Source organism: Streptomyces zingiberis (genome assembly GCF_012034935.1).
Classification (GTDB): Bacteria; Actinomycetota; Actinomycetes; order Streptomycetales; family Streptomycetaceae; genus Streptomyces; species Streptomyces zingiberis.
In genome coordinates this window covers 52,578-74,269 of the sequence record NZ_JAATEN010000007.1, presented here as the reverse complement: position 1 = coordinate 74,269, position 21,692 = coordinate 52,578, and the positions used below count along the sequence as shown (strand labels likewise).

General features: G+C 74.5%; 15 protein-coding genes. 7 read left to right on the top strand and 8 right to left on the bottom strand.

What is annotated here, in order from left to right; all coding sequences use genetic code 11:
- Nucleotides 1–5: 5 nt before the first annotated feature.
- The 5 genes from HCK00_RS11165 to HCK00_RS11145 all read left to right on the top strand — a co-directional run bounded on the left by HCK00_RS11165 (nucleotide 6) and on the right by HCK00_RS11145 (nucleotide 7,608).
- Nucleotides 6–1,094 (top strand): sugar ABC transporter substrate-binding protein, encoded by a 1,089-nt coding sequence (locus HCK00_RS11165; RefSeq protein WP_168101692.1) that lies wholly within the window; start codon nucleotides 6–8, stop codon nucleotides 1,092–1,094.
- A 169-nt stretch (nucleotides 1,095–1,263) separates the two neighbouring features.
- A complete protein-coding gene (locus HCK00_RS11160) occupies nucleotides 1,264–2,052 on the top strand; it encodes an ATP-binding cassette domain-containing protein (RefSeq protein WP_206320216.1) in 789 nt (262 codons plus the stop codon).
- On the top strand, nucleotides 2,049–3,347 hold the full coding sequence (locus HCK00_RS11155) for a sugar ABC transporter permease (RefSeq protein ID WP_168101690.1): 1,299 nt from the start codon (nucleotides 2,049–2,051) through the stop codon (nucleotides 3,345–3,347). Before HCK00_RS11160 ends, HCK00_RS11155 begins: the two co-directional genes overlap by 4 nt.
- A gap of 347 nt (nucleotides 3,348–3,694) precedes the next feature.
- Nucleotides 3,695–5,623, top strand: coding sequence for a 1-deoxy-D-xylulose-5-phosphate synthase (gene dxs, locus HCK00_RS11150; RefSeq protein ID WP_206320240.1), 1,929 nt, complete (start codon nucleotides 3,695–3,697; stop codon nucleotides 5,621–5,623).
- A 245-nt stretch (nucleotides 5,624–5,868) separates the two neighbouring features.
- Nucleotides 5,869–7,608, top strand: coding sequence for an ArnT family glycosyltransferase (locus HCK00_RS11145; RefSeq protein WP_168101688.1), 1,740 nt, complete (start codon nucleotides 5,869–5,871; stop codon nucleotides 7,606–7,608).
- 80 nt (nucleotides 7,609–7,688) lie between these two features.
- On the opposite strand, the gene HCK00_RS11140 is transcribed toward HCK00_RS11145, so the two are convergent.
- On the bottom strand, nucleotides 7,689–8,105 hold the full coding sequence (locus HCK00_RS11140) for a PIN domain-containing protein (protein ID WP_168101687.1): 417 nt from the start codon (nucleotides 8,103–8,105) through the stop codon (nucleotides 7,689–7,691).
- Between the two features lie 137 nt (nucleotides 8,106–8,242).
- Here HCK00_RS11140 and recQ point away from each other — a divergent pair, with 137 nt between their 5' ends.
- Nucleotides 8,243–10,447 carry a DNA helicase RecQ gene (gene recQ, locus HCK00_RS11135; protein ID WP_168101686.1) on the top strand — a complete coding sequence of 735 codons (2,205 nt, stop codon included), beginning with the start codon at nucleotides 8,243–8,245 and terminating at the stop codon, nucleotides 10,445–10,447.
- Between the two features lie 228 nt (nucleotides 10,448–10,675).
- Here the strand turns inward: recQ and HCK00_RS11130 are convergent, their stop codons facing one another.
- The 6 genes from HCK00_RS11130 to HCK00_RS11105 all read right to left on the bottom strand — a co-directional run bounded on the left by HCK00_RS11130 (nucleotide 10,676) and on the right by HCK00_RS11105 (nucleotide 18,958).
- A complete protein-coding gene (locus HCK00_RS11130; protein ID WP_168101685.1) occupies nucleotides 10,676–11,788 on the bottom strand; it encodes an LCP family protein in 1,113 nt (370 codons plus the stop codon).
- Between the two features lie 309 nt (nucleotides 11,789–12,097).
- On the bottom strand, nucleotides 12,098–14,227 hold the full coding sequence (locus HCK00_RS11125) for a 3-hydroxyacyl-CoA dehydrogenase NAD-binding domain-containing protein (protein WP_168101684.1): 2,130 nt from the start codon (nucleotides 14,225–14,227) through the stop codon (nucleotides 12,098–12,100).
- A complete protein-coding gene (locus HCK00_RS11120) occupies nucleotides 14,224–15,444 on the bottom strand; it encodes a thiolase family protein (RefSeq protein WP_168101683.1) in 1,221 nt (406 codons plus the stop codon). The genes HCK00_RS11125 and HCK00_RS11120 overlap by 4 nt, the downstream gene beginning before the upstream one ends.
- A gap of 340 nt (nucleotides 15,445–15,784) precedes the next feature.
- The gene (locus tag HCK00_RS11115) at nucleotides 15,785–17,071 is read right to left on the bottom strand and encodes a ribonuclease D (protein WP_168101682.1); all 1,287 of its coding nucleotides are present in this window, start codon (nucleotides 17,069–17,071) and stop codon (nucleotides 15,785–15,787) included.
- 100 nt (nucleotides 17,072–17,171) lie between these two features.
- The gene (locus HCK00_RS11110; protein ID WP_168101681.1) at nucleotides 17,172–17,834 is read right to left on the bottom strand and encodes a response regulator transcription factor; all 663 of its coding nucleotides are present in this window, start codon (nucleotides 17,832–17,834) and stop codon (nucleotides 17,172–17,174) included.
- 473 nt (nucleotides 17,835–18,307) lie between these two features.
- Nucleotides 18,308–18,958 (bottom strand): DUF3000 domain-containing protein, encoded by a 651-nt coding sequence (locus HCK00_RS11105; protein WP_168101680.1) that lies wholly within the window; start codon nucleotides 18,956–18,958, stop codon nucleotides 18,308–18,310.
- 333 nt (nucleotides 18,959–19,291) lie between these two features.
- On the opposite strand from HCK00_RS11105, the gene hemE reads away from it, so the two are divergent.
- Nucleotides 19,292–20,347 (top strand): uroporphyrinogen decarboxylase, encoded by a 1,056-nt coding sequence (gene hemE / locus HCK00_RS11100; protein WP_168101679.1) that lies wholly within the window; start codon nucleotides 19,292–19,294, stop codon nucleotides 20,345–20,347.
- Between the two features lie 135 nt (nucleotides 20,348–20,482).
- On the opposite strand, the gene HCK00_RS11095 is transcribed toward hemE, so the two are convergent.
- Nucleotides 20,483–21,673 carry a putative hexosyltransferase gene (locus tag HCK00_RS11095; protein ID WP_206320215.1) on the bottom strand — a complete coding sequence of 397 codons (1,191 nt, stop codon included), beginning with the start codon at nucleotides 21,671–21,673 and terminating at the stop codon, nucleotides 20,483–20,485.
- Nucleotides 21,674–21,692 lie beyond the last annotated feature (19 nt).

Here is a 21,692-nt window from a genome sequence, read left to right as displayed (position 1 = left end):
CAGTAATGAACAGCACGATCCGTCGTGTCGTCCTCGGGACGGCCGCCTTCTCGATGGCTCTGTCGGTGGCGGCCTGTGGCAAGGCCGGCAGTGACAGCGGCGACAGCGGTGACAGCAAGACCATCGGCATTCTCCTCCCCGAGAACAAGACGACCCGGTACGAGACCTTCGACCGGCCGCTGATGGAGAAGAAGATCAAGGCCCTCTGCTCCGACTGCGAGATCTCCTACAACAACGCCAACCAGGAGACCGAGCTGCAGAAGAAGCAGTTCGACGCCATGATCACCAAGGGTGTCAAGGTCATCATCCTGGACGCCGTCGACGCCACCGCCACCAAGTCCTGGGTGGACGCCGCCACCAAGAAGGGCGTCAAGGTCGTCGCCTACGACCGGCTGGCCGAGGGTGACATATCCGCCTACATCAGCTACGACAACGAGCGGATCGGCGAACTCCAGGGCGAGGCCGTCCTGGAGGCCCTCGGCGACAAGGCCGCCGACAGTGAGCTGGTCATGATCAACGGTTCGCCGACCGACCCGAACGCGGCCCTGTTCAAGAAGGGCGCCCACACCGTCCTGGACGACAAGGTCAAGAAGATCGTCTACGAGCAGGACATCCCGGACTGGTCGCCGGACGAGGCGAACAAGAAGATGAGCGCCGCGATCACCTCCCTCGGCAAGGACGGCTTCGACGCCGTCTACTCCGCCAACGACGGCATGGCCGGCGGCATCATCACCGCCCTGAAGTCCCGTGGCGTCAAGGATGTCCCCGTGGGCGGCCAGGACTCCGAGCTGGCCGGGCTCCAGCGCATCGTGGCCGGCACCCAGACCTTCACGATCTACAAGGGCATCAAGCCCGAGGCCGAGCGCACCGCGGAGATCGCCGTCGCCCTGCTGAACGGTGACAGCATCGACAAGTTCGCGCCGCAGAAGGCGGACAGCAAGAGCAAGAAGGGCATCCCGACCCAGCTCTTCGACGCCACGATCGTGACCAAGGACAACATCAAGGACACGATCGTCAAGGACGAGGTCTACTCCGTGGACGACATCTGCACCAAGGAGTTCGCCGCCGCCTGCAAGAAGGCCGGTCTGCAGTAACCCGGCCGGCGCTCCGCGCCGCAGGCCCGCCGGAGCCGCCCGGCACCCGCCCCCTTGTCATCCCGCTGCCGGGGGCGGGTGCCGGGCAACGGCGGTCCCCCCACCGTGCTCGCACCACCCGCGCGCCGTCGTGCGCGCCCCCTCCCGCCTGGTCCAGGCGGTTAAGGAGATGATTGACGTGTCCGCTCCGCCCGTGCTGGCGTTGCGCGGGGTCTCCAAGCGGTTCGGCGCCGTGCAGGCGCTGACCGACGTCCACCTGGAGATCCATCCGGGCGAGGTCGTCGCCCTGGTCGGTGACAACGGCGCCGGCAAGTCCACCCTGGTCAAGACCATCGCCGGGGTCCACCCCATCGACGAGGGCGCCATCGAGTGGAAGGGGCGCCGGACCGAGATCCACAAGCCCCACGACTCCCAGCAGCTCGGCATCGCCACCGTCTACCAGGACCTGGCGCTCTGCGACAACCTCGACGTCGTCGCCAACCTCTTCCTCGGCAGCGAGCTGCGCCGCGCCGGGGTGATCGACGAGGTCGCGATGGAGAAGCGGGCCCAGGAACTGCTGGACACCCTCTCCATCCGGATCCCCAGCGTGCGGATCCCCGTCGCCTCCCTCTCCGGCGGTCAGCGCCAGGTGGTGGCCATCGCCCGCGCGCTCGTCGGCGACCCCGAGGTCGTCATCCTGGACGAGCCGACCGCCGCCCTCGGTGTCGAGCAGACCGCGCAGGTCCTCGACCTGGTCGAGCGGCTGCGCGAGCGCGGTCTCGGCGTGATCCTCATCAGCCACAACATGGCCGACGTCAAGGCCGTCGCCGACACCGTGGCGGTGCTGCGGCTCGGCAGGAACAACGGGGTCTTCCCGGTCCGCACGACGTCCCACGAAGACATCATCGCCGCGATCACCGGTGCCACGGACAACGCCGTGACCCGTCGCCAGGCGCGCACCACGGAGGCAGGACGATGAGCCACACCGCGCAGAAAGGCACCGGCGGCGCCGGTACCGGGGCCGGTGCCGACGCTGCCGGCGCCGCGGCCTCCTCGGGCGCGATCGACCCCCGGCTGCTCGTCCGCGAGCAGGGCCTGAAGGGCTACCTCACCGAGTTCAAACGGAAGATCCGCGGCGGCGAGCTGGGCTCCATCCCGGTCGTCCTCGGCCTGATCGTCATCGGGATCGTCTTCCAGTCCCTGGACGACAGCTTCCTCTCGGCCGGCAGCCTCAGCAACATCAGTGTCTACATCGCCGGCCAGGGCATCATGGCCGTCGGGATCGTCTTCGTGCTGCTGCTGGGCGAGATCGACCTCTCGGTGGGCTCCGTCGCCGGTGTGGGTGCCGCCATCTGGGCGGTGCTCGGCGTCACGGGGAGCCTGGGGGACGGCACGGCCGTGCTGCTCGCCGTCGCCGCGGGCGCCGCCATCGGCGCCGTGCACGGCTTCTTCTTCGCCAAGGTGGGCGTGCCCGCGTTCGTGGTCACCCTCGCCGGCTTCCTCGGCTGGAGCGGCTTCCAGATCTGGCTGATGGGGTCCGAGGGCACCATCAACACCCCGAGCGGCAGCATCGTCGAGGACCTGACCAACTTCTACTTCGAGGACGTCGCCGCCGCCTACGGCCTGGCCTGCGCCGCCGTCGTCCTCTACTGCCTCGCCATGCTGCGCGACAGCCGCCGCCGGCGGGCGGCCGGGCTGCTGTCGCGGCCGATGAGCGAGATCCTGCTGCGCACCGCGGTGCTCGGGATCATCGCCTTCGTCTGCGCCTACCAGCTCAACCAGTCCCGCGGCCTGCCGCTGGCGCTGGTGATCTTCCTCGCCGTGCTGGTCACGGCCGACTTCGTGGTCCGGCGGACCACCTACGGCCGGCAGATCTTCGCGGTCGGCGGCAACGCCGAGGCGGCCCGCCGCGCGGGCATCAACGTGGAGAAGATCCGCATCACCGTGTTCATGATCGCGGGGCTGCTGGCGGCCTTCGGCGGCCTCTTCATCGCGAGCCAGTCCGGTGGCGCCTCCAAGAGCCTCGGCGCCGGCAACGTGCTGATGAGCGTCATCGCCGCCGCCGTCATCGGCGGGACGAGCCTCTTCGGCGGACGCGGCAAGATCTGGTCCGCGCTGCTGGGCATGCTGGTCATCCAGTCCATCCAGCAGGGGCTCAACCTGCTCGGCATGGCGAGTGAGATCCAGTACATGATCACCGGCGCGGTGTTGCTCGCCGCCGTCGTGATCGACTCGGTCTCGCGCCGCACCCAGAAATCCGCGGGCCGCACCTGACGCGGTCCCGCGGGGCCGGGCCCCTCGCCTCCGGCGGTCCCGGCCGCCGCGGCCTCCCGGCCTGCCCAGCGCCCGGTACCGGCTCCGCGCCGGTACCGGGCGCCGTGCGTCGGGGGCGTGCCCGGGGAGCGCCGGGGCGGGTGCCGGAGGCCCTGTGCGGGGGGTGCCCGCGCGGCCGGCGGGCGCGTTCGCGCTGCCCCGCCGCCCCAGAGTCCCCGCGCGCCCGCCGCACCTCCCGTTCCGCGCGACCGGAAAGGGAACATTAGACTCGGCTGACCGGCAATGTGCTCGATGCAAGACGGCCAAGAGGAGAGACTGTGGCAAAGGAGCCGCGCGAAGAGCGGGAACTGCTGCCCCGCATCACCGGACCGCGCGATCTGGACCGGCTCGACCAGGAACAGCTCGACCGGCTGGCCGGGGAGATCCGGACCTTCCTCGTCGGCGCCGTCTCCCGGACGGGCGGCCACCTCGGACCGAACCTCGGGGTCGTCGAACTGACGATCGCCCTTCACCGCGCCTTCGACTCCCCCCGGGACAAGGTGCTCTTCGACACCGGTCACCAGAGCTACGTCCACAAGCTGCTGACGGGGCGCCAGGACTTCACGAAGCTCCGCGCCAAGGGCGGGCTCTCGGGCTACCCCTCCCGCGCGGAGTCCGAGCACGACGTGATCGAGAACAGCCACGCCTCCACGGTGCTCGGCTGGGCCGACGGGCTGGCCAAGGCCAACCAGGTGCTCGGCCGCCCCGACCACGTGGTGGCGGTCATCGGCGACGGCGCGCTGACCGGCGGCATGGCCTGGGAGGCGCTCAACAACATCGCCGCCGCCAAGGACCGCCCGCTGGTCATCGTCGTCAACGACAACGAGCGTTCCTACGCGCCGACCATCGGCGGCCTCGCGGACCACCTGGCGACCCTCCGCGTCACCGACGGTTACGAGCGCTTCCTCGCCCGCGGCAAGGACCTCCTGGAGCGCACGCCGGTCGTCGGCCGCCCGCTCTACGAGACGCTGCACGGCGCCAAGAAGGGCCTCAAGGACTTCATCGCCCCGCAGGGCATGTTCGAGGACCTCGGGCTGAAGTACGTCGGCCCCATCGACGGCCACGACATCGAGGCGCTGGAGTCGGCCCTGGTCCGCGCCAAGCGGTTCGGCGGCCCCGTGATCGTCCACTGCCTCACCGAGAAGGGCCGCGGCTACTCGCCCGCCCTGGAGGACGAGGCCGACCGCTTCCACGCCGTCCCCGTGATCCACCCCGACACCGGGCTGCCCGTCTCCGTCGCCGGCGCGGACTGGACGTCCGTCTTCGGCGAGGAGATGGTCGCGCTCGGCCGGGAGCGCGAGGACATCGTGGCGATCACGGCCGCCATGCTGCAGCCGGTCGGCCTGGAGAAGTTCGCCCGGACCTTCCCCGACCGGGTGTACGACGTGGGCATCGCCGAGCAGCACGGCGCCGTCTCGGCGGCCGGCCTGGCCACCGGCGGGCTCCACCCCGTCTTCGCCGTCTACGCCACCTTCCTCAACCGCGCCTTCGACCAGGTGCTGATGGATGTGGCGCTGCACCGGTGCGGGGTCACCTTCGTCCTGGACCGGGCCGGGGTCACCGGCACCGACGGCGCCTCGCACAACGGCATGTGGGACCTGTCGATCCTGCAGGTGGTGCCCGGCCTGCGGATCGCCGCCCCGCGCGACGCCGACCAGCTCCGCGCCCAGCTGCGGGAGGCCGTCGAGGTCGACGACGCCCCGACCGTGGTGCGCTACTCCAAGGGCGCGGTCGGACCGGCCGTCGCCGCCGTCGGCCGCGTCGGGGGCATGGACGTGCTGCGCGCGCCGGACGAGGGCGACGGCACGGGCACCGGCGAGCAGGCGGACGTCCTGCTGGTCTCCGTCGGGGCGCTGGCCCCGATGTGCCTGGAGGTCGCCGACCTGCTCGACCGGCAGGGGATCTCCACCACGGTGGTCGACCCCCGCTGGGTCAAGCCGGTGGACGAGCAGCTTCCCGCGCTCGCCGACCGCCACCGGGTCGTCGTCACCGTCGAGGACAACGGCCGCGCCGGGGGTGTCGGCTCGGCCGTCGCCCAGGCGCTCCGCGACGCCGGGGTGGACGTGCCGCTGCGCGACTACGGCATCCCGCAGCGCTTCCTCGACCACGCCTCCCGCAAGGAGGTGCTGGCCGAGATCGGCCTCACCGCGCCCGACATCGCCCGCCAGGTCACCGGCCTCGTGGCCAAGCTCGACGGCCGCTACGACGCCGCGACCGCCCAGGCGGCCCGCGACTGACGGGCCCCGCCGCGCCCCACGGGCCGGCCGGCGCCCCCGCCGAGGGGCGCCGGCCGGCCCGTTCTTCCGTTCGCGGAGCCCTCCCTGTGCCCGGCCCGGCCCCGGGCGGTGACATCCCGGGCAGCCCGGGCGGCCGGGCCGCCCGGCGCGGGGCGGCGCGGGGCGGGGCGGCGCGGGGCGGCGCGGGGCGGCGCGGGGCGGGGCCGCTGCCGGGCGGGCGCCCGGTGGGGCCTACGTTAAGGGCCATGCCCGCCGAGTCCTCCCGCTCCGTCCACGCCGGTGCCCCGCACGGGCAGCGGCACGTACCGCCACCGGCCGCGCGGGCACCGGACGGGGCGGAACCGGTGACCGGCGCGACCGGCACGACCGGCGCGGCCGGCACGACCGGCGCGGCCGGGCCGGGGTCCTCCGCCCCGCCGCCGGCCCGCGGCGCGTCCGCCCCGCCCGGGGGCCGCCGCTACTGGCTGCGGCTCGTGCCCCTGCTGGCCGTCCTGGTGACGGCGGCCCGGCTGCCGTCCTTCGCCCGCCCCCTGTGGAACCCGGACGAGGGGTATCTCGCGGTCCAGGCCCGCATGCTGGCCGCGGGTGGCTCGCTCTACGAGACGGTGGTCGACCGCAAACCCCCGCTGGTGCCCTGGCTCTACCAGGGGTCGTTCGCCCTGGCCGGGGACGATTCGCTGTGGCTGCCGCGGGTCCTCGCCGTCCTGGCCCAGCTGCTGACCGCCGTCCTGCTCGCCTCGCTCGCCCGCCGCCACTGGGGGGACCGGGCCGGGCGCACCGCCGGGGTGCTGTACGCCCTGGTCTCCATCGGCCTGAGTCCCGAGGACGCGCAGGCGGCGGCTTTCGCGGTGTTCCTGCTGCCCGCCACCGCCGCCGCCGTGTGGTGCGCCGACCGCTCCCGCTGGGGCGCCGCCGGGCTGCTGGTGGCGGTCGCCGGGCTCACCAAGCAGACGGGGGCGGTGGTGGTGCTGCCGGTGCTGTGGCTGCTCTGGCGGAGTGTGCCGGGGACGCGCCGGAGGGGCCTGGCCCGGCTGGCGGCCGGCGTGGTCGCGCCGGCCGTCGCCGCGGCGCTCCTCACCGACCCGGAGGGCTTCCTGTTCTGGACGGCGGGCGCCTCGACCGGGTACGTCGTCCCCGACGGCTCCGTGCCGCACGTCCTGCTCCGGGCGGCCGGCAACGCCGGGCTGCTCGCCGTGGCCTGCGCGGGGCTGCTGGTGCCCCTGGCGGTGGCGGCCCGCCGCCGGCGCGGCCCGGCGCGCGGGGAACGCGGGGAACGCGTCGAGGAGGCGGACCGGACCGGCGGGGAGACGGAGACGGGCCGGGCGGACGGGGGAAGCGGTCCGGAAGGCCCGGAGCGTGAGGACCGGCCGGGCGGCCTGTGGGTCTGGCTCGCGGCCTCGGCCCTCGCCGTCACCACCGGTTTCCACTTCTTCGGCCACTACTACCTGCAACTCCTGCCCCCGCTCGCGCTGCTCGGAACGGCGGCGCTGCGGCGGTTGCCGGAGGTCTGGACGCGTGCCGCGCTGGTCTGGTCCGCCGCCTCCTGCCTCGCGTTCGCCGGCTGGGGCCTCCTCGCGCCGAGCACCGAGCTCGACCACGCCCGCCGCCTCGCCGAGCGGGTGGAGCGGCGGACGGAGGCGAGCGACCGGGTGCTGTTCTGGGGGATGCATCCCGAGCAGTACTGGTTCGCCGGCCGGGCCCCCGCGAGCCGCTACCTCACCGCCGGCCTGCTCACCAACTACAGCGGCGGCCGGTCCGGCGCGGAGCACGTCGGCCCGCGCCACGGGGTGCCGGGGAGCTGGCAGGTCTTCCGCCGCGAACTCGCCGAGGCGCCGCCGGAGCTGATCGTGGACGACTCGCGCGGCAAACCGTACGGGCCGGCCCGCGTCCCGGAGCTGCGGGACTTCCTGCGGGCGCACTACACACCGGTGGAGACGGTGGACGGGGCGGTGCTGTACGAGCGGGTGGCGGGGGAGAAGGGCTGAGACCGGCCGGACCGGGCAGGGGTGCGGCCCGGGGCCCCGGGTGGCTGCGCCGAGGGGGCCGACGGTCCGCCGTGGCCGGGCTACGGGCGGACGGCGCGGGGACCCGCGCAGACGGCGCCGAGGGCCGTGACCCGGCGGCGCAGTTCGCGGTCGGCCGTCACCACCAGGCACGGCCGTCCCGCGTCCGGTGCGGCCTCTTCGGTCACGAGTTCGACGATCCGGTCGTCCCCGCTGCCCGGGGCGGACTCCACCCGGACGCCGGGTACCGCCGGCACGCCGCGCGCCGCGCCCTCCACGACCAGCACCAGCTCCGCCGGCGGGCAGGACGCCCAGGCCGGGAGGTCCCCACGGTCCGGCAGGCCCTCGCGGGCGTACACGGCCAGGCCGTCACGGAGCCGCTCGGCCGCCCCGCGCCGGTCGCGCCACCAGCCGTCGGGCACCGATCCGACGACGTTGGCGGCGTCCACGACGATCAGGGCGGGCGGTGCGGCAGTCATCCCACCAGTGTGCGCCGGGCGCGCGCCGCCGGCGGACCGGGGCCCGGGAAGGAGCCCGCGGCGGCGGCCGTGCCGGGGCCGTCAGGGGTTGTCCACAGGCCGCACGGCGGTCCGCCCCGGGCTCGTAGACTGCCCGGATGACCGCCCTCGACGACACCACCGGCCCCGGCGACCCCTCCCGCCCCGCCGCTGCCGCCGCTCCTGCCGCTTCCGGACCGGGACCCGCCCCCGCCGGGGCGGACGGCGGCGATGCGGGTGGCGGCGGAGCGGGCGGGGACGAGGCGCTGCGCGTGCTCCGCCGCGTCTTCGGTTACGACTCCTTCCGCGGCCCGCAGCAGGAGATCATCGACCATGTGATCGCGGGCGGTGACGCCCTGGTGCTGATGCCCACCGGCGGCGGCAAGTCCCTCTGCTACCAGATCCCCGCCCTGGTACGGCGGGGTACGGGCGTGGTGGTCTCCCCCCTGATCGCCCTGATGCAGGACCAGGTCGACGCCCTGCGCGCGGTGGGGGTCCGCGCGGGCTTCCTCAACTCCACGCAGGACATGGAGGAGCGCCGCCTGGTGGAGGCCGAGTTCCTCGCCGGCGAGCTGGATCTGCTCTACCTCGCGCCGGAGCGGCTGCGCGGCGAGGCCACCATGAGCCTGCTCGCCCGCGGTGAGGTCTCCCTCTTCGCCATCGACGAGGCGCACTGCGTCGCCCAGTGGGGCCACGACTTCCGCCCCGACTACCTGGCGCTCTCGGCGCTCCACGAGCGCTGGCCCGGCATCCCGCGCATCGCGCTCACCGCGACGGCCACCGAGGCCACCCACACCGAGATCGCCCGCCGGCTGGATCTCGGCGGCGCCCGGCACTTCGTGGCCAGCTTCGACCGCCCCAACATCCAGTACCGCATCGAGCCCAAGAACGACCCCCGGAAGCAGCTCCTGCGGCTGCTCCGCACCGAGCACGAGGGGGACGCGGGCATCGTCTACTGCCTCTCCCGGGCCTCGGTGGAGCGGACGGCCGAGTTCCTGGTGCGCAACGGCATCGAGGCCGTGCCCTACCACGCCGGGCTGGACGCGCCGGTGCGCGCCGCCCACCAGTCGCGCTTCCTGCGGGAGGACGGCCTGGTGGTCGTCGCCACCATCGCCTTCGGCATGGGCATCGACAAGCCGGACGTCCGCTTCGTGGCCCATCTCGACCTGCCGAAGTCGTTGGAGGGCTATTACCAGGAGACCGGCCGCGCCGGCCGCGACGGTCTGCCGTCCACCGCCTGGCTCGCCTACGGCCTGCAGGACGTCGTCCAGCAGCGGAAGATGATCGAGACCTCCGAGGGGGGCGAGGCGCACCGCCGCGTGCTCCGCGCCCATGTCGACGCGATGCTCGCGCTCTGCGAGACCGTCGAGTGCCGCCGCGTGCATCTGCTGGACTACTTCGGCGAGAAGGGCACCGCCTGCGGCAACTGCGACACCTGCCTCACGCCGCCGGCCTCCTGGGACGGCACGGTGCCGGCGCAGAAGGTGCTCTCCACCGTCGTCCGGCTGGACCGGGAGCGGCGGCAGAAGTTCGGCGCCGGGCAGATCACGGACATCCTGCTCGGCCGGAAGACGGCCAAGGTCATCCAGCACGACCACGACGCCCTCTCCGTCTTCGGCATCGGCGCGGACCTGGGGGAGCTGGAGTGGCGGGGCGTGATCCGCCAGCTCCTCGCGCAGGGCCTGCTCGCCGTCGAGGGGGAGTACGGCACGCTGGTGCTGACCCCCACCAGTGCTGAGGTGCTGGGCGGGCGGCGTGAGGTGCGGCTGCGGCGGGAGCCGGAGCGGCCCGCCGGCCGTTCCCCGAAGGGGTCCTCCACCGGACGCCGCGCGGCCGCGGCCCCCGCGGAGCTGCCCGAGGAGGCGGCGCCGGTGTTCGAGCGGCTGCGCGCCTGGCGGGCGGCCACCGCCAAGGAACAGGGCGTCCCCGCCTATGTGATCTTCCACGACGCCACGCTGCGCGGGATCGCGACGGCCGCCCCGGGAAGCCTGGACGACCTGGGCACGATCAGCGGGGTCGGCGAGAACAAGCTGCGCAAGTACGGCCAGGCGATCCTGGATCTGCTGACCGGGGAGGCCGGCGGGGCCGGGGAGGCCGCAGGCCCGGGGGAGCCGGAAGGGGCCGGGAGCCCCGGTGACGGGGGAGGCGTGCCCGCTCCGGCGGCGGCCGGTGGTGGCGCGGCGACGGCGCGGCCGACCGGGCCGTCACGGGCCGCGGGACCGTCCGGCGCCGCCGGCGGCCGGACGCGTCCGCGCGGGGACGAGCCGGACTGGGCCCAGGAGGAGCCCGACTGGGGGTACGACGAGCCCGAGCCCGACTTCTGAGCTGAGGAGCGGCCCCGGCGGCCCCGGGCCCGGGGCGCCACCGCGGGGACGCGGCAGGACGCCCCGGGGAGATCGCGGAGAGATCCCGGGGCCCGGGCGGACCGGCCGGCCGGACGGCGGCCGGTCCCCGGGAGCCCCGGCGGCGGACGGTGGCGGACGGCGGCGGACGCCCGGGCGCCGGCCGCGTGGCCTCGCCGGGCGCCGTGTCACCGCGGCGCCGCCGCGCCGTCAGGAGCCGGAGCCCTCCCCGCCGCCCTCCTCGCCCCCGGCGGAGGCCCGTGCCGCCTCGGGGACGGGTGTGCCGTCCCGCAGCGCCTGCCACACCGCGTCCGCCCGCTCCTTCACGGTCACCACGCGGTTGGGGTCCCGCGCGTCGGGGCGGACGGGCAGCGTGAGCGTCTCCATGGTGGCCGGGTCGACGCCCTCCAGGCTCCGGCCGAAGTCCGCGAGGTCGGTGAGCGTGCCCAGGCCGGAGTCGGTGGTCAGGGCCTCCGTCGCCGCGTCCGCGACGCGGTACAGCTTCGCCGGGCTGGTCAGGATTCCCTGCTGCCGGACCTCGGCGACCACCGCCGTCAGGAACTGCTGCTGGAGTTCGATGCGGCCGAGGTCGCTGCCGTCCCCGACGCCGTAGCGGGTGCGGACGAACCGCAGCGCCTCCTCACCGTCCAGCCGGTGGGTGCCCGCGTCGAGCCGCAGCCCCGTCGCCCGGTCCGCGATGGGCTCGCGGGTGGTGACCGTGACCCCGCCCAGGGCGTCGACGACCTCCCGGAACCCGGCGAAGTCGATCTCCACATAGTGGTCCATGCGGATGCCGGAGAGCGCCTCGACGGTCCGGACCACGCAGGCCGGTCCGCCCGTCCCGTACACGGAGTTGAACATCACCCGCTCGGCCTCCGGGAGTTCCCGCCCCGCGTCCGTGGTGCACGCCGGGCGGGTCACCAGGGTGTCGCGGGGGATGCTCACCGCCGTGGCCCGTTCCCCTCCCGGGGGGAGGTGGATCACCAAAGCGGTGTCGGACCGCGCTCCGGCCACCTTCCCGCCGTCGAGCTCGGCGTTCTCCCCGGCCCGCGAGTCGGACCCGACGAGCAGGATGTTCCGGCCGGCGGCCGGCTGCTTCCCGGGGCGGTCACCGCCCAGGGCGCGGTCGAGATCGACGTTGTCCAGATTGCCGTTGAGGTCCTGGTACATCCACCAGGCGCCGCCGCCCAGCGCCAGCAGCCCCGTCAGCAGCACGAGGACCGTCACCCGCCAGACGCGACGCCGGCGGCGGGCCGGTGGCGCCGTGCCGTCCTGTGCGGGGGGCTGGGGGTCCGTGCCGGTGTCCGCCGTCGTCCGTGCCATCTCCGAGCGCCTCTCTCCGGAACAGCCCGCGGTGCGCGGGCGAGCTGAGGGGGTGTGGGGGGAGGCGGCCGATCCGGGGTGATCCGGGGGGCGGATGTCACCGCTGGTGCAGCATAGGCCCAACGGCCGTGAACGGCACGGGAATCGGTTCAACTTTCCACCACCGGAGGGAGCCGTTCCCATCCGCCGCGGTGGTCCGGGGCGGTTCCGCACGCCGGACGGGCCGGGCGGGAAACCCCCGCCCGGCCCGTCCGCCGTTCCGTTGTCCTGCGCTCCGCGAGGCGACGGCCCGCCGCCCGCGGAGCGTCCTCAGGCCGGGACGCTCGCGACGCCCGGGGCGAGGAACCGCTTGCCGTTCACCCGCTCCGAGACACCCTCCCGGTCCAGGTACGGCGTGACGCCGCCCAGGTGGAAGGGCCAGCCGGCACCGGTGATCAGGCAGAGGTCGATGTCCTGCGCCTCGGCGACGACCCCCTCCTCCAGCATCAGCCCGATCTCCTGCGCGACGGCGTCCAGCACCCGGGCGCGCACCTGCTCCTCGGTGAGGACGGTGTCCCCCTGCTTCAGCAGCGCGGCGACCTCCGGGTCCAGCTCCGGGCTGCCGGAGTCGTGGACGTAGAAGCCGCGCTTGCCCGCCTTGACCACGGCGGCCAGGTTCTCCGAGACCGTGAACCGCTCCGGGAAGGCGCGGTTGAGCGTCTGGGAGACGTGCAGGCCGATCGCCGGCCCGACCAGCTCCAGCAGCACCAGCGGCGACATCGGCAGCCCGAGCGGCTCGACGGCGCGCTCGGCGGTCTCCACCGGGGTGCCCTCGTCGATGACGTTCTGGATCTCGCCCATGAAGCGGGTGAGGATGCGGTTGACGACGAACGCGGGGGCGTCCTTCACCAGCACCGCCGTCTTCTTCAGCTTCCTGGCGACGGCGAACGCCGTGGCCAGCGAGGCGTCGTCGGTGCGCTCACCGCGGACGATCTCCAGCAGCGGCAGCACGGCGACCGGGTTGAAGAAGTGGAAGCCGACGACCCGCTCCGGGTGGGCCAGGTTCGCGGCCATCTCACCGACGGAGAGCGAGGAGGTGTTGGTGGCGAGGATCGCGGTCTCCGGCACCACCGCCTCCACCTCGGCGAAGACCTGCTGCTTGACGCTCATCTCCTCGAAGACGGCCTCGATGACGAAGTCGGCGTCCCCGAACCCTGCGGCCTTGTCCAGGGAGCCGGTGACCAGGCCCTTGAGACGGTTCGCCTTGTCCTGGTTGACCCGGCCGCGGAGGAGCAGCTTGTCGATCTCCTCGTGGACGTACCCCACGCCCTTGTCGATCCGCTCCTGGTCGATGTCGGTCAGGACGACCGGCACCTCCAGCCGGCGGGCGAAGAGCAGCGCGAGCTGGGAGGCCATCAGGCCGGCCCCGACGACGCCGACCTTGGTGACCGGGCGGGCCAGCGACTTGTCCGGGGCGCCGGCCGGCCGCTTGGCGCGTTTCTGGACCAGGTTGAAGGCGTAGATGCCGCTGCGCAGCTCACCGCCCATGATGAGGTCGGCCAGCGCCTCGTCCTCCGCGGCGAACCCGGCGTCCAGGTCCCCGTCCTTGGCGCGGGCGATGATGTCCAGCGCGCGGTACGCGGCGGGCGCCGCTCCGTGCACCTTGGAGTCGGCGAACGCCCGGCCGCGCTCCACGGCCGCGTCCCAGCCCGCGTCGCGGTCCACGGCGCCGCGCTCGACCCGGAGCTCGCCGGCGAGGACGGCGGCGGTCCAGCGCAGCGACTCCTCCAGGAAGTCCGCCCCCTCGAAGATCGCGTCGGCGATCCCGAGTTCGTAGATCTGCTCCCCCTTGAGCTGCTTGTTCTGGTTGAGGGAGTTCTCGATGATCACCTTGACCGCGCGGTCCGCGCCGATGAGGTTCGGCAGCAGCACACAGCCGCCCCAGCCGGGGACCAGCCCGAGGAAGACCTCGGGCAGGGAGAGCGCGGGAACGGCGCTGGAGACGGTGCGGTAGGTGCAGTGCAGGCCGACCTCGACCCCGCCGCCCATCGCCGCGCCGTTGTAGTAGGCGAAGGTGGGCACGGAGAGGCCGGAGAGCCGCCGGAAGACGTCGTGCCCGCCCTTGCCGATGGCGAGCGCGTCCTCCCGGCGCTTCAGCAGCTCGACGCCCTTGAGGTCGGCGCCGACGGCGAAGATGAAGGGCTTGCCGGTGATCCCGACGCCCTTGATCTCGCCCGCGCCGGCCTCCTTCTCGACCTGGTCGAGCGCGGCGTTCAGGTTCGCCAGCGACTGCGGGCCGAAGGTGGTCGGCTTGGTGTGGTCGAAGCCGTTGTCCAGGGTGATGAGCGCGAAGCGGCCGGCGCCCCGGGGGAGGTCGAGGTGGCGGACGTGCGCCTGGGTCACGACCTCGTCGGGGAACAGCTCCGCCGCGCCCTTGAGGAGTTCTGCGGTCGTGCTCACTTGGTGCCTCCGTCGAAGTGCGGGTTCTCCCAGATCACGGTTCCGCCCATGCCGAAGCCCACGCACATGGTGGTGATGCCGTAGCGGACCTGCGGCTGGCGCTCGAACTGGTGGGCGAGCTGGGTCATCAGCCGGACGCCGGACGAGGCGAGCGGGTGGCCGTAGGCGATGGCGCCGCCGTACTGGTTGACCCGCGGGTCGTCGTCCTCGATGCCGAAGTGGTCCAGCAGCGCGAGGACCTGCACCGCGAACGCCTCGTTGATCTCGAACAGGCCGATGTCACCGATCGACAGCCCGGCCTTGGCCAGCGCCTTCTCCGTGGACGGCACCGGGCCGATGCCCATGACCTCCGGCTCCACACCGGCGAACGCGTAGGAGACCATGCGCATCTTCACCGGCAGGCCCAGCTCCCGGGCCACGTCCTCGGCGGCGACGACGGAGGCGGTGGCGCCGTCGTTGAGCCCGGCCGCGTTGCCCGCGGTCACCCGGCCGTGCGGGCGGAACGGGGTCTTCAGCCCGGCCAGCATCTCCAGCGTGGTGCCCGGCCGCATCGGCTCGTCGGCGGTGGCCAGGCCCCAGCCCGTCTCGCCGCCCTCCGGAGTGGTGCGGCGCACCGAGACCGGGACCAGGTCGTCCTGGATGAAGCCGTCGGCGTACGCCTTGGCGGCCTTCTCCTGGCTGCGCACCGCGTAGGCGTCGGCGCGCTCCTTGGTCAGGTGCGGCAGCCGGTCGTGGAGGTTCTCCGCCGTCATGCCCATGAAGAGCGCGGACTGGTCGACCAGCTTCTCGGAGACGAAGCGCGGGTTGGGGTCCACACCCTCACCCATCGGGTGGCGGCCCATGTGCTCCACGCCGCCCGCGATGGCGATGTCGTAACCGCCGAAGGCGATACCGCCCGCGGTCGTGGTGACGGCCGTCATCGCGCCGGCGCACATCCGGTCGATGGAGTAGCCGGGCACGGACTGCGGCAGCCCGGCGAGGATGCCCGCGGTGCGGCCGAGGGTCAGGCCCTGGTCCCCGATCTGCGTGGTGGCGGCGAGGGCGACCTCGTCCACCCGCTCCGGCGGCAGGTCGGGGTTGCGGCGCAGCAGTTCCCGGATGCACTTCACGACCAGGTCGTCGGCGCGGGTCTCGTGGTAGATGCCCTTCGGGCCCGCCTTGCCGAACGGTGTGCGGACGCCGTCGACGAAGACGACGTCCCTAGCGGTACGAGGCACGTTGGCTCTCCTCCAAAAGGGTGCGGTGGTACGCCGAGCGGCGCGCTTCCCGGAAACCCATGCTACTTGCCGGTAACCGGGTGGCAACGTCACCCGACCGGGGGAGGCGTAGGTCACACCCCGGGACCCCGTCACCCGCCACCGCACGGCCCGGCGGCGGGAGCGGCCGGCTCGTTCCGCCCCTCACGGGCGGGGTGGAGCGACGCCGACGCACGACGGGCCCGCACGGCCGGTTCGGCCCGCCCGGCCCTGCCTCCGCCGGCGCATCTGCCCGCCGGTGCGGCCGGTGCCGTGCGGCCGTGTCCGACGGTGCCGTGGGCCGCGCCCGGGCCGGTCCGGCTCAGTCCTCCGGTGGGCTCACCCGCACCGCCGCGGCCAGCAGCGGGGCCGTCAGTTCGATCTGCCAGGGGCGGGCGCCGTACCCCGCCAGCGCCTCGGTGACGGACTCGGGGCCGGCCTCGGCCGGCGGCTCCCAGCACAGCCGGCGCACGGTGTCGGGGGAGACCAGGTTCTCCTGCGGGAGGTTCAGGCGCTCGGCGAGCGAGGTCACCGCCGCCCGCGCAGCCGACAGCCGTGCCGCGGCCGCCGGGTCCCGGTCCGCCCAGGAGCGGGGCGGCGGCGGGCCGGTCAGCTGCTGGCCCGGCTGCGGCAGTTCGGCTTCCGGCAGCGCGCGGGCCCGTTCGACGGCGGCCTGCCACTGCTCCAGTTGCCGGCGCCCCATCCGGTGACCGAACCCGGGCAGTGCGGCGAGTGCCTGCGCGTTCTGCGGCAGGGCCAGGGCGGCCTCGACGATGGCGGTGTCGCTCAGCACCTTGCCCGGTGAGACGTCGCGCCGCTGCGCGATCCGGTCCCGGGCCGTCCAGAGCTCCCGGACGACGGCCATCTGCCGGCGCCGGCGGACCTTGTGCATCCCGGACGTGCGGCGCCAGGGGTCCTTGCGCGGCGGGGCCGGGGGCGCGGCGGCGATGGCCGCGAACTCCTGACGCGCCCACGCCAGCTTCCCCTGGCCGTCCAGCTCCTCCTCCAGCGCGTCCCGCAGATCCACCAGCAGCTCCACGTCGAGCGCGGCGTAGCGCAGCCAGGGCTCGGGGAGCGGCCGGGTCGACCAGTCGACGGCGGAGTGGCCCTTCTCCAGCGCGAAGCCGAGTACCTTCTCCACCATGGCGCCGAGACCCACCCGGGCGAAGCCGGCGAGCCGCCCGGCCAGCTCCGTGTCGAACAGTTCCGTGGGCCGCATGCCTATCTCGCGGAGACAGGGGAGGTCCTGCCCCGCGGCGTGCAGCACCCACTCCGTACCGGAGAGCGCGTCACCCAGCGCGGAGAGGTCGGGGCAGCCGACCGGGTCGATGAGCGCGGTACCCGCGCCCGCGCGGCGGAGCTGCACGAGGTAGGCGCGCTGGCCGTAGCGGTAGCCGGAGGCGCGCTCGGCGTCCACGGCGACGGGGCCGGTGCCGGCGGCGAAGGCCGCGACCACCCGGTCCAGTTCCGCGGGGGAGGCCGTCACGGGGGGAATGCCCTCACGGGGCTCCAGCAAGGGGACCGGCGCGTCATGGACGGGGGCGTCCGGGGGAGCGCCCCCGGGAATGCGCAGCGTACGGTCTTCTGCGGTCTCTTGGGCGTCGGTCACCGGTCCAGGGTATCCATGGATCGCGGACGCCCGCCGACGGAACGTTCCGTCGGCGGGCGCGGCAGGCCGGAAGGCGGTGGGGAAGGGGGGCGGGCGGGGCTCAGTGGATGATCCCCGTGCGCAGGGCGACGGCCACCATGCCCGCGCGGTCACCGGTGCCGAGCTTGCGCGCGATCCGTGCGAGGTGGCTCTTGACGGTGAGCGCCGACAGCCCCATGGAGACGCCGATGGCCTTGTTGGACTGGCCCTCGGCCACCAGCCGCAGCACCTCGACCTCACGGCCGGAGAGTTCCCGGTAGCCGCCGGGGTGGCCGGGGGCGCCGGGCGGGCGCCGGTGCATCCGGGCCGCGGCCGCGCCGACCGGCAGGCCGCCGGGGCGGCCGGGGAGGCCCAGGTTGGTGCGCGTGCCGGTGACGACGTATCCCTTCACGCCGCCGGCGAGCGCGTTGCGGACGGCGCCGATGTCGTCGGCGGCGGAGAGGGCGAGGCCGTTGGGCCAGCCGGCGGCGCGGGTCTCGGAGAGGAGGGTGAGGCCGGAGCCGTCGGGGAGGTGGACGTCCGCGACGCAGATGTCGCGGGGGTTGGCGACCCGGGGGCGGGCCTCCGCGATCGAGGACGCCTCGATGACGTCCCGGACCCCGAGCGCCCACAGATGACGGGTGACGGTGGAGCGGACACGGGGGTCGGCGACGACGACCATGGCCGTCGGCTTGTTCGGACGATAGGCGACCAGGCTTGCGGGCTGCTCGAGAAGAACGGACACCAGGCCTCCTGCTGGGGTGCGGGGAAGAGCGCGGTACGAAGGGGTGGGTCAGGGGTGGTCCCGGAGGGGGACACCTGCTCCTTCGGCAGCATTCGGGGGAGGCTTTAGCGAAAGATCACGATTTAGTGAGTAACAATTCGGGCAATTCGAGTAATTCGGACGACTGCTCGATGGTGGGCCGGGGGAGGGGCAGGAGGGCGGGAACGGGCGGGCGGCGTGGCCCGCGCGGCCCGGGCCGGTGCGCGCCGGGGCCGGGCGGTTTCCGGAAAGGGCGTTCGCGAGTGGTCCCGGTGGTACGGCGGCCGAGGACCGGGGGAGAAAGGGCCGGCGGGAGGGGACGGGATGCCGGTCCCGGAGCCGCCCAGGACACCCCGCTGCCGGACGGGATCGGGGCCGGCGGAGCCGGGGCCGGCGGGCGTCGGCGGGGCCGGAACCTCGGCCGGCGGGGCCGGGCGAGGTCGGGGGGCCGGGGGTCAGCGCTGCCGGGGCCCGCGGCGCTGAGGGAGGGTCACCACGGCCGCGTCCACGCCACCCGTGGGCGGCAGGCCGCCGATCTGGCAGAGGAGTTCACACCAGGCGGTGAGATGGGCGCCGGTGTCGGGGGCGCCGCCGCCGTCCTCGCGGGGCGTCCAGGAGGCGCGGATCTCGATCTGGGTCGCCGGGGGCCGGTCGCCCAGCCCGCCGAAGTAGTACGAGCCGGCCAGGGTCACCGTCCCGCTCAGTTCCTGGTGCGCCACCCCGCGGCTGTCGAAGGCGCCCGTCAGCCAGGACCAGCAGACCTCCGGCAGCAGGGGGTCCGTCGCCATCTCCGGTTCCAGCTCCGCCCGGATCAGCGTGACCAGACGGAACGTGCCCTGCCAGGCGTTGTGCCCGGCCGGGTCGTGCAGCAGGACGAGCCGGCCCTCGGCCAGTTCCTCCCCGTCCTGGACGACGGCCGCCTCCACCGCGTGCGCGTAGGGGGCGAGCCGGCCGGGGGCGCGGGCGGGGGTGACCTCCGTCTCGGGGCGCAGGCGCGCGCCGTTCAGCCCGTCGACCGCCTTCCGGAACGCGGCCGGTGTCTCGTCCCCGCCCCCGTGGTCCGGACCGTCCGCACGCTGTCCCTGAGGTCCCTGAGCCGCAGCCATGCCGGGAAGACTAGGCGGAACGGGGCCCGCAGCCGCGCAGGACACCCGGAGCCCGGGGAAAGGTGGCGGCGCCGAGGGGGCCCGCGCCCGGGCCGGGGGGTGAAAGCGGCTGAAATATGGGGAGACGGCCGCGCGGTGCGGAAGGGCCGGGCGGGGAGCGCGGCCCCGGCCGGGCGGAGCGGGAAGGCGGGGAGCCGGGTCCGGCGGGGCGGGCCGCGAGGGGGCCGGCGGAGCGGCGGCCGGGCGGAGCGGCGGGCCCGGCGCGTGCGAAGATTCCGGGGTGACCACCGACCAGCCCCGAGTTCTCCGCTCGGACCGATCAGGGGGGCTCCTGTGACGGGCCAGCAGCACGACACCACCGGAATCACCGAGTCGGCCTTTCTGAAGGCGTGCCGCCGGGAGCCCGTCCCGCACACCCCGGTGTGGTTCATGCGGCAGGCGGGGCGGTCGCTGCCGGAGTACCTCAAGGTCCGCGAGGGCATCGCGATGCTCGACTCCTGCATGCGGCCCGACCTGGTCACGGAGATCACCCTGCAGCCGGTGCGGCGCCACCGCGTGGACGCCGCCATCTACTTCAGCGACATCGTCGTCCCGCTGAAGGCCATCGGCATCGACCTCGACATCAAGCCGGGGGTCGGACCGGTGGTCGACCGCCCGTTCCGCAGCCGCGCCGACCTGGAGCGGCTCCGCCCGCTGGAGCCGGACGACGTCGGCTATGTCAGCGAGGCGGTCGCCATGCTCATCGGCGAGCTGGGCGCCACCCCGCTGATCGGCTTCGCCGGGGCGCCGTTCACCCTGGCCAGCTATCTCGTGGAGGGCGGGCCGTCCCGTAACCACGAGCACACCAAGGCGATGATGTACGGCGAGCCGGAGCTCTGGGCGGACCTGCTCGACCGGCTGGCGGACATCACCGCGGCCTTCCTGCGGGTGCAGATCGAGGCCGGTGCCTCCGCCGTGCAGCTCTTCGACTCCTGGGCCGGTGCCCTGGCGCCCGTGGACTACCGGGACTCCGTGCTGCCCGCCTCGGCCAAGGTGTTCGACGCGGTCGCGGGGTACGGCGTGCCGCGGATCCACTTCGGCGTCGGCACGGGCGAGTTGCTCGGGCTGATGGGCGAGGCCGGCGCCGATGTCGTCGGGGTCGACTGGCGGGTGCCGATGGACGAGGCCGCGCGCCGGGTCGGGCCCGGCAAGGCGCTCCAGGGCAACCTCGACCCGGCGGTGCTCTTCGCTCCCCGGGAGGCCGTCGAGGCCAAGGCCGACGAGGTCCTGGCGGCCGCGGCGGACCTGCCCGGCCACATCTTCAACCTCGGTCACGGGGTGCTGCCGTCCACCGACCCGGACGCGCTGACCCGGCTCGTCGAGTACGTGCAGGAGCGCAGCGCCCGCTGAGCCGGAGCCCGCGGGGCACCGGGCGGCACGGCGGGAGGCCACGGGCGTGGTTCCGGCCGGGCTGCCGGTACGCCCGGCACCGGGGCACCGGGGCGCCGGGAGCACCGTCAGGCGGGGCGCGCGGTGGGCCGCCGGTCAGGGCGGTCCGGGCCCCAGCAGCGTGACGGCCCCGTACACCGCCGAGACCAGCGCCGCGACGGCGCAGATCAAGGTGGCGCGGGCCGGCTGCTGCCGGGCGATCACCACCGCGGCGGGCAGCAGCAGCGGGAACGCGGGCATGATCAGCCGTGGTTTGGAGCCGAAGTAGCCGGAGCCGGCCAGCGAGACGGCCACCACGGTGAAGGAGTACACCAGCAGCGGCAGCGGCTGGCGCTGCCGCACGGAGAGCAGCAGCAGCCAGCCGAGCAGCCCGAGCGCCGCGCACAGGGCGAGCCCGGCCGGGGGATGCGCCCGCAGCTGGAGATGGACGAAGGCGGCGAGCGCCCGGCCCCCGTCCAGGCCGTTGCCCCAGCCCGCCTGCACCGCGAAGTAGCCGAACGGGTCGCCGCGGCGGACGGCCACGTAGAGGGCGTAGAACGCCAGGCCCAGCGGGGCCAGGGCCAGACCGGCGAGCGCCGGCGCGTGCAGCCGCGGCAGCATCCGGCCGGGGATGCCGGCCCGCCAGGAGCGGGCGAGCAGCAGGGCGGCGGGCACCGCGACGGCCAGGACCACCGCCACCGCCGTCGGCCGGGTCAGCCCCGCGAGCGCGGCGAGCGCGCCGGCCTCCGGCCACCGGCCGGTGAGCAGCGCGTACAGGGCCCAGGCGGCGAACGCCGTGAACAGCGTCTCGGTGTACGCCATCGACTGGACGAAGCCGGTGGGGGTCGCTCCCCACAGCGCGGCGAGCACCGTCCCGGCCGCCGGGCCGTGGAGCCGGGCGCCGACCGCGTAGATCCCCCAGGCCGCGACGAGTGAGGCCGTCCAGCCGATCAGCAGCCCCGCGCCGCCCGGCCCCACGGGGACGAGCGCCGACACCAGCCGCTCCAGCGCGGGCAGCAGCGGGAAGAACGCCAGATCCGAGTGGGCCCCGCCGGGGGTGAGCACGGTGTAGCCGTAGCCGTGCTCCGCGATCCGCGCGTACCAGACCGCGTCCCAGCGCCTGCTGAGCACCTCCGGCACGTCCCGGCCGCCGGCCGCCGCCGCCACGGTCAGGACCAGCAGTCCCGTGAGACGCACGGCCGCGTAGGCCAGCAGCGCGGGCGCCGCCTCCCGGGCCGCCGCCTCGACGCGCTCACGGAGGGGCGGCCCGGGACGGACGGCCGGTCGTGCCTGAGTGCGTTCGAGCATGGGGGCGATTATCACCGAG

Bases quoted from the DNA above. Each gene is read 5' to 3' on its own strand.
- HCK00_RS11165 (WP_168101692.1), top strand. From the start codon at position 6: ATGAACAGCACGATCCGTCGTGTCGTCCTCGGGACGGCCGCCTTCTCG.
- HCK00_RS11160 (WP_206320216.1), top strand. From the start codon at position 1,264: ATGATTGACGTGTCCGCTCCGCCCGTGCTGGCGTTGCGCGGGGTCTCC.
- HCK00_RS11155 (WP_168101690.1), top strand. From the start codon at position 2,049: ATGAGCCACACCGCGCAGAAAGGCACCGGCGGCGCCGGTACCGGGGCC.
- HCK00_RS11145 (WP_168101688.1), top strand. From the start codon at position 5,869: ATGCCCGCCGAGTCCTCCCGCTCCGTCCACGCCGGTGCCCCGCACGGG.
- HCK00_RS11140 (WP_168101687.1), bottom strand. From the start codon at position 8,105: ATGACTGCCGCACCGCCCGCCCTGATCGTCGTGGACGCCGCCAACGTC.
- recQ (WP_168101686.1), top strand. From the start codon at position 8,243: ATGACCGCCCTCGACGACACCACCGGCCCCGGCGACCCCTCCCGCCCC.
- HCK00_RS11130 (WP_168101685.1), bottom strand. From the start codon at position 11,788: ATGGCACGGACGACGGCGGACACCGGCACGGACCCCCAGCCCCCCGCA.
- HCK00_RS11105 (WP_168101680.1), bottom strand. From the start codon at position 18,958: ATGGCTGCGGCTCAGGGACCTCAGGGACAGCGTGCGGACGGTCCGGAC.
- HCK00_RS11095 (WP_206320215.1), bottom strand. From the start codon at position 21,673: ATGCTCGAACGCACTCAGGCACGACCGGCCGTCCGTCCCGGGCCGCCC.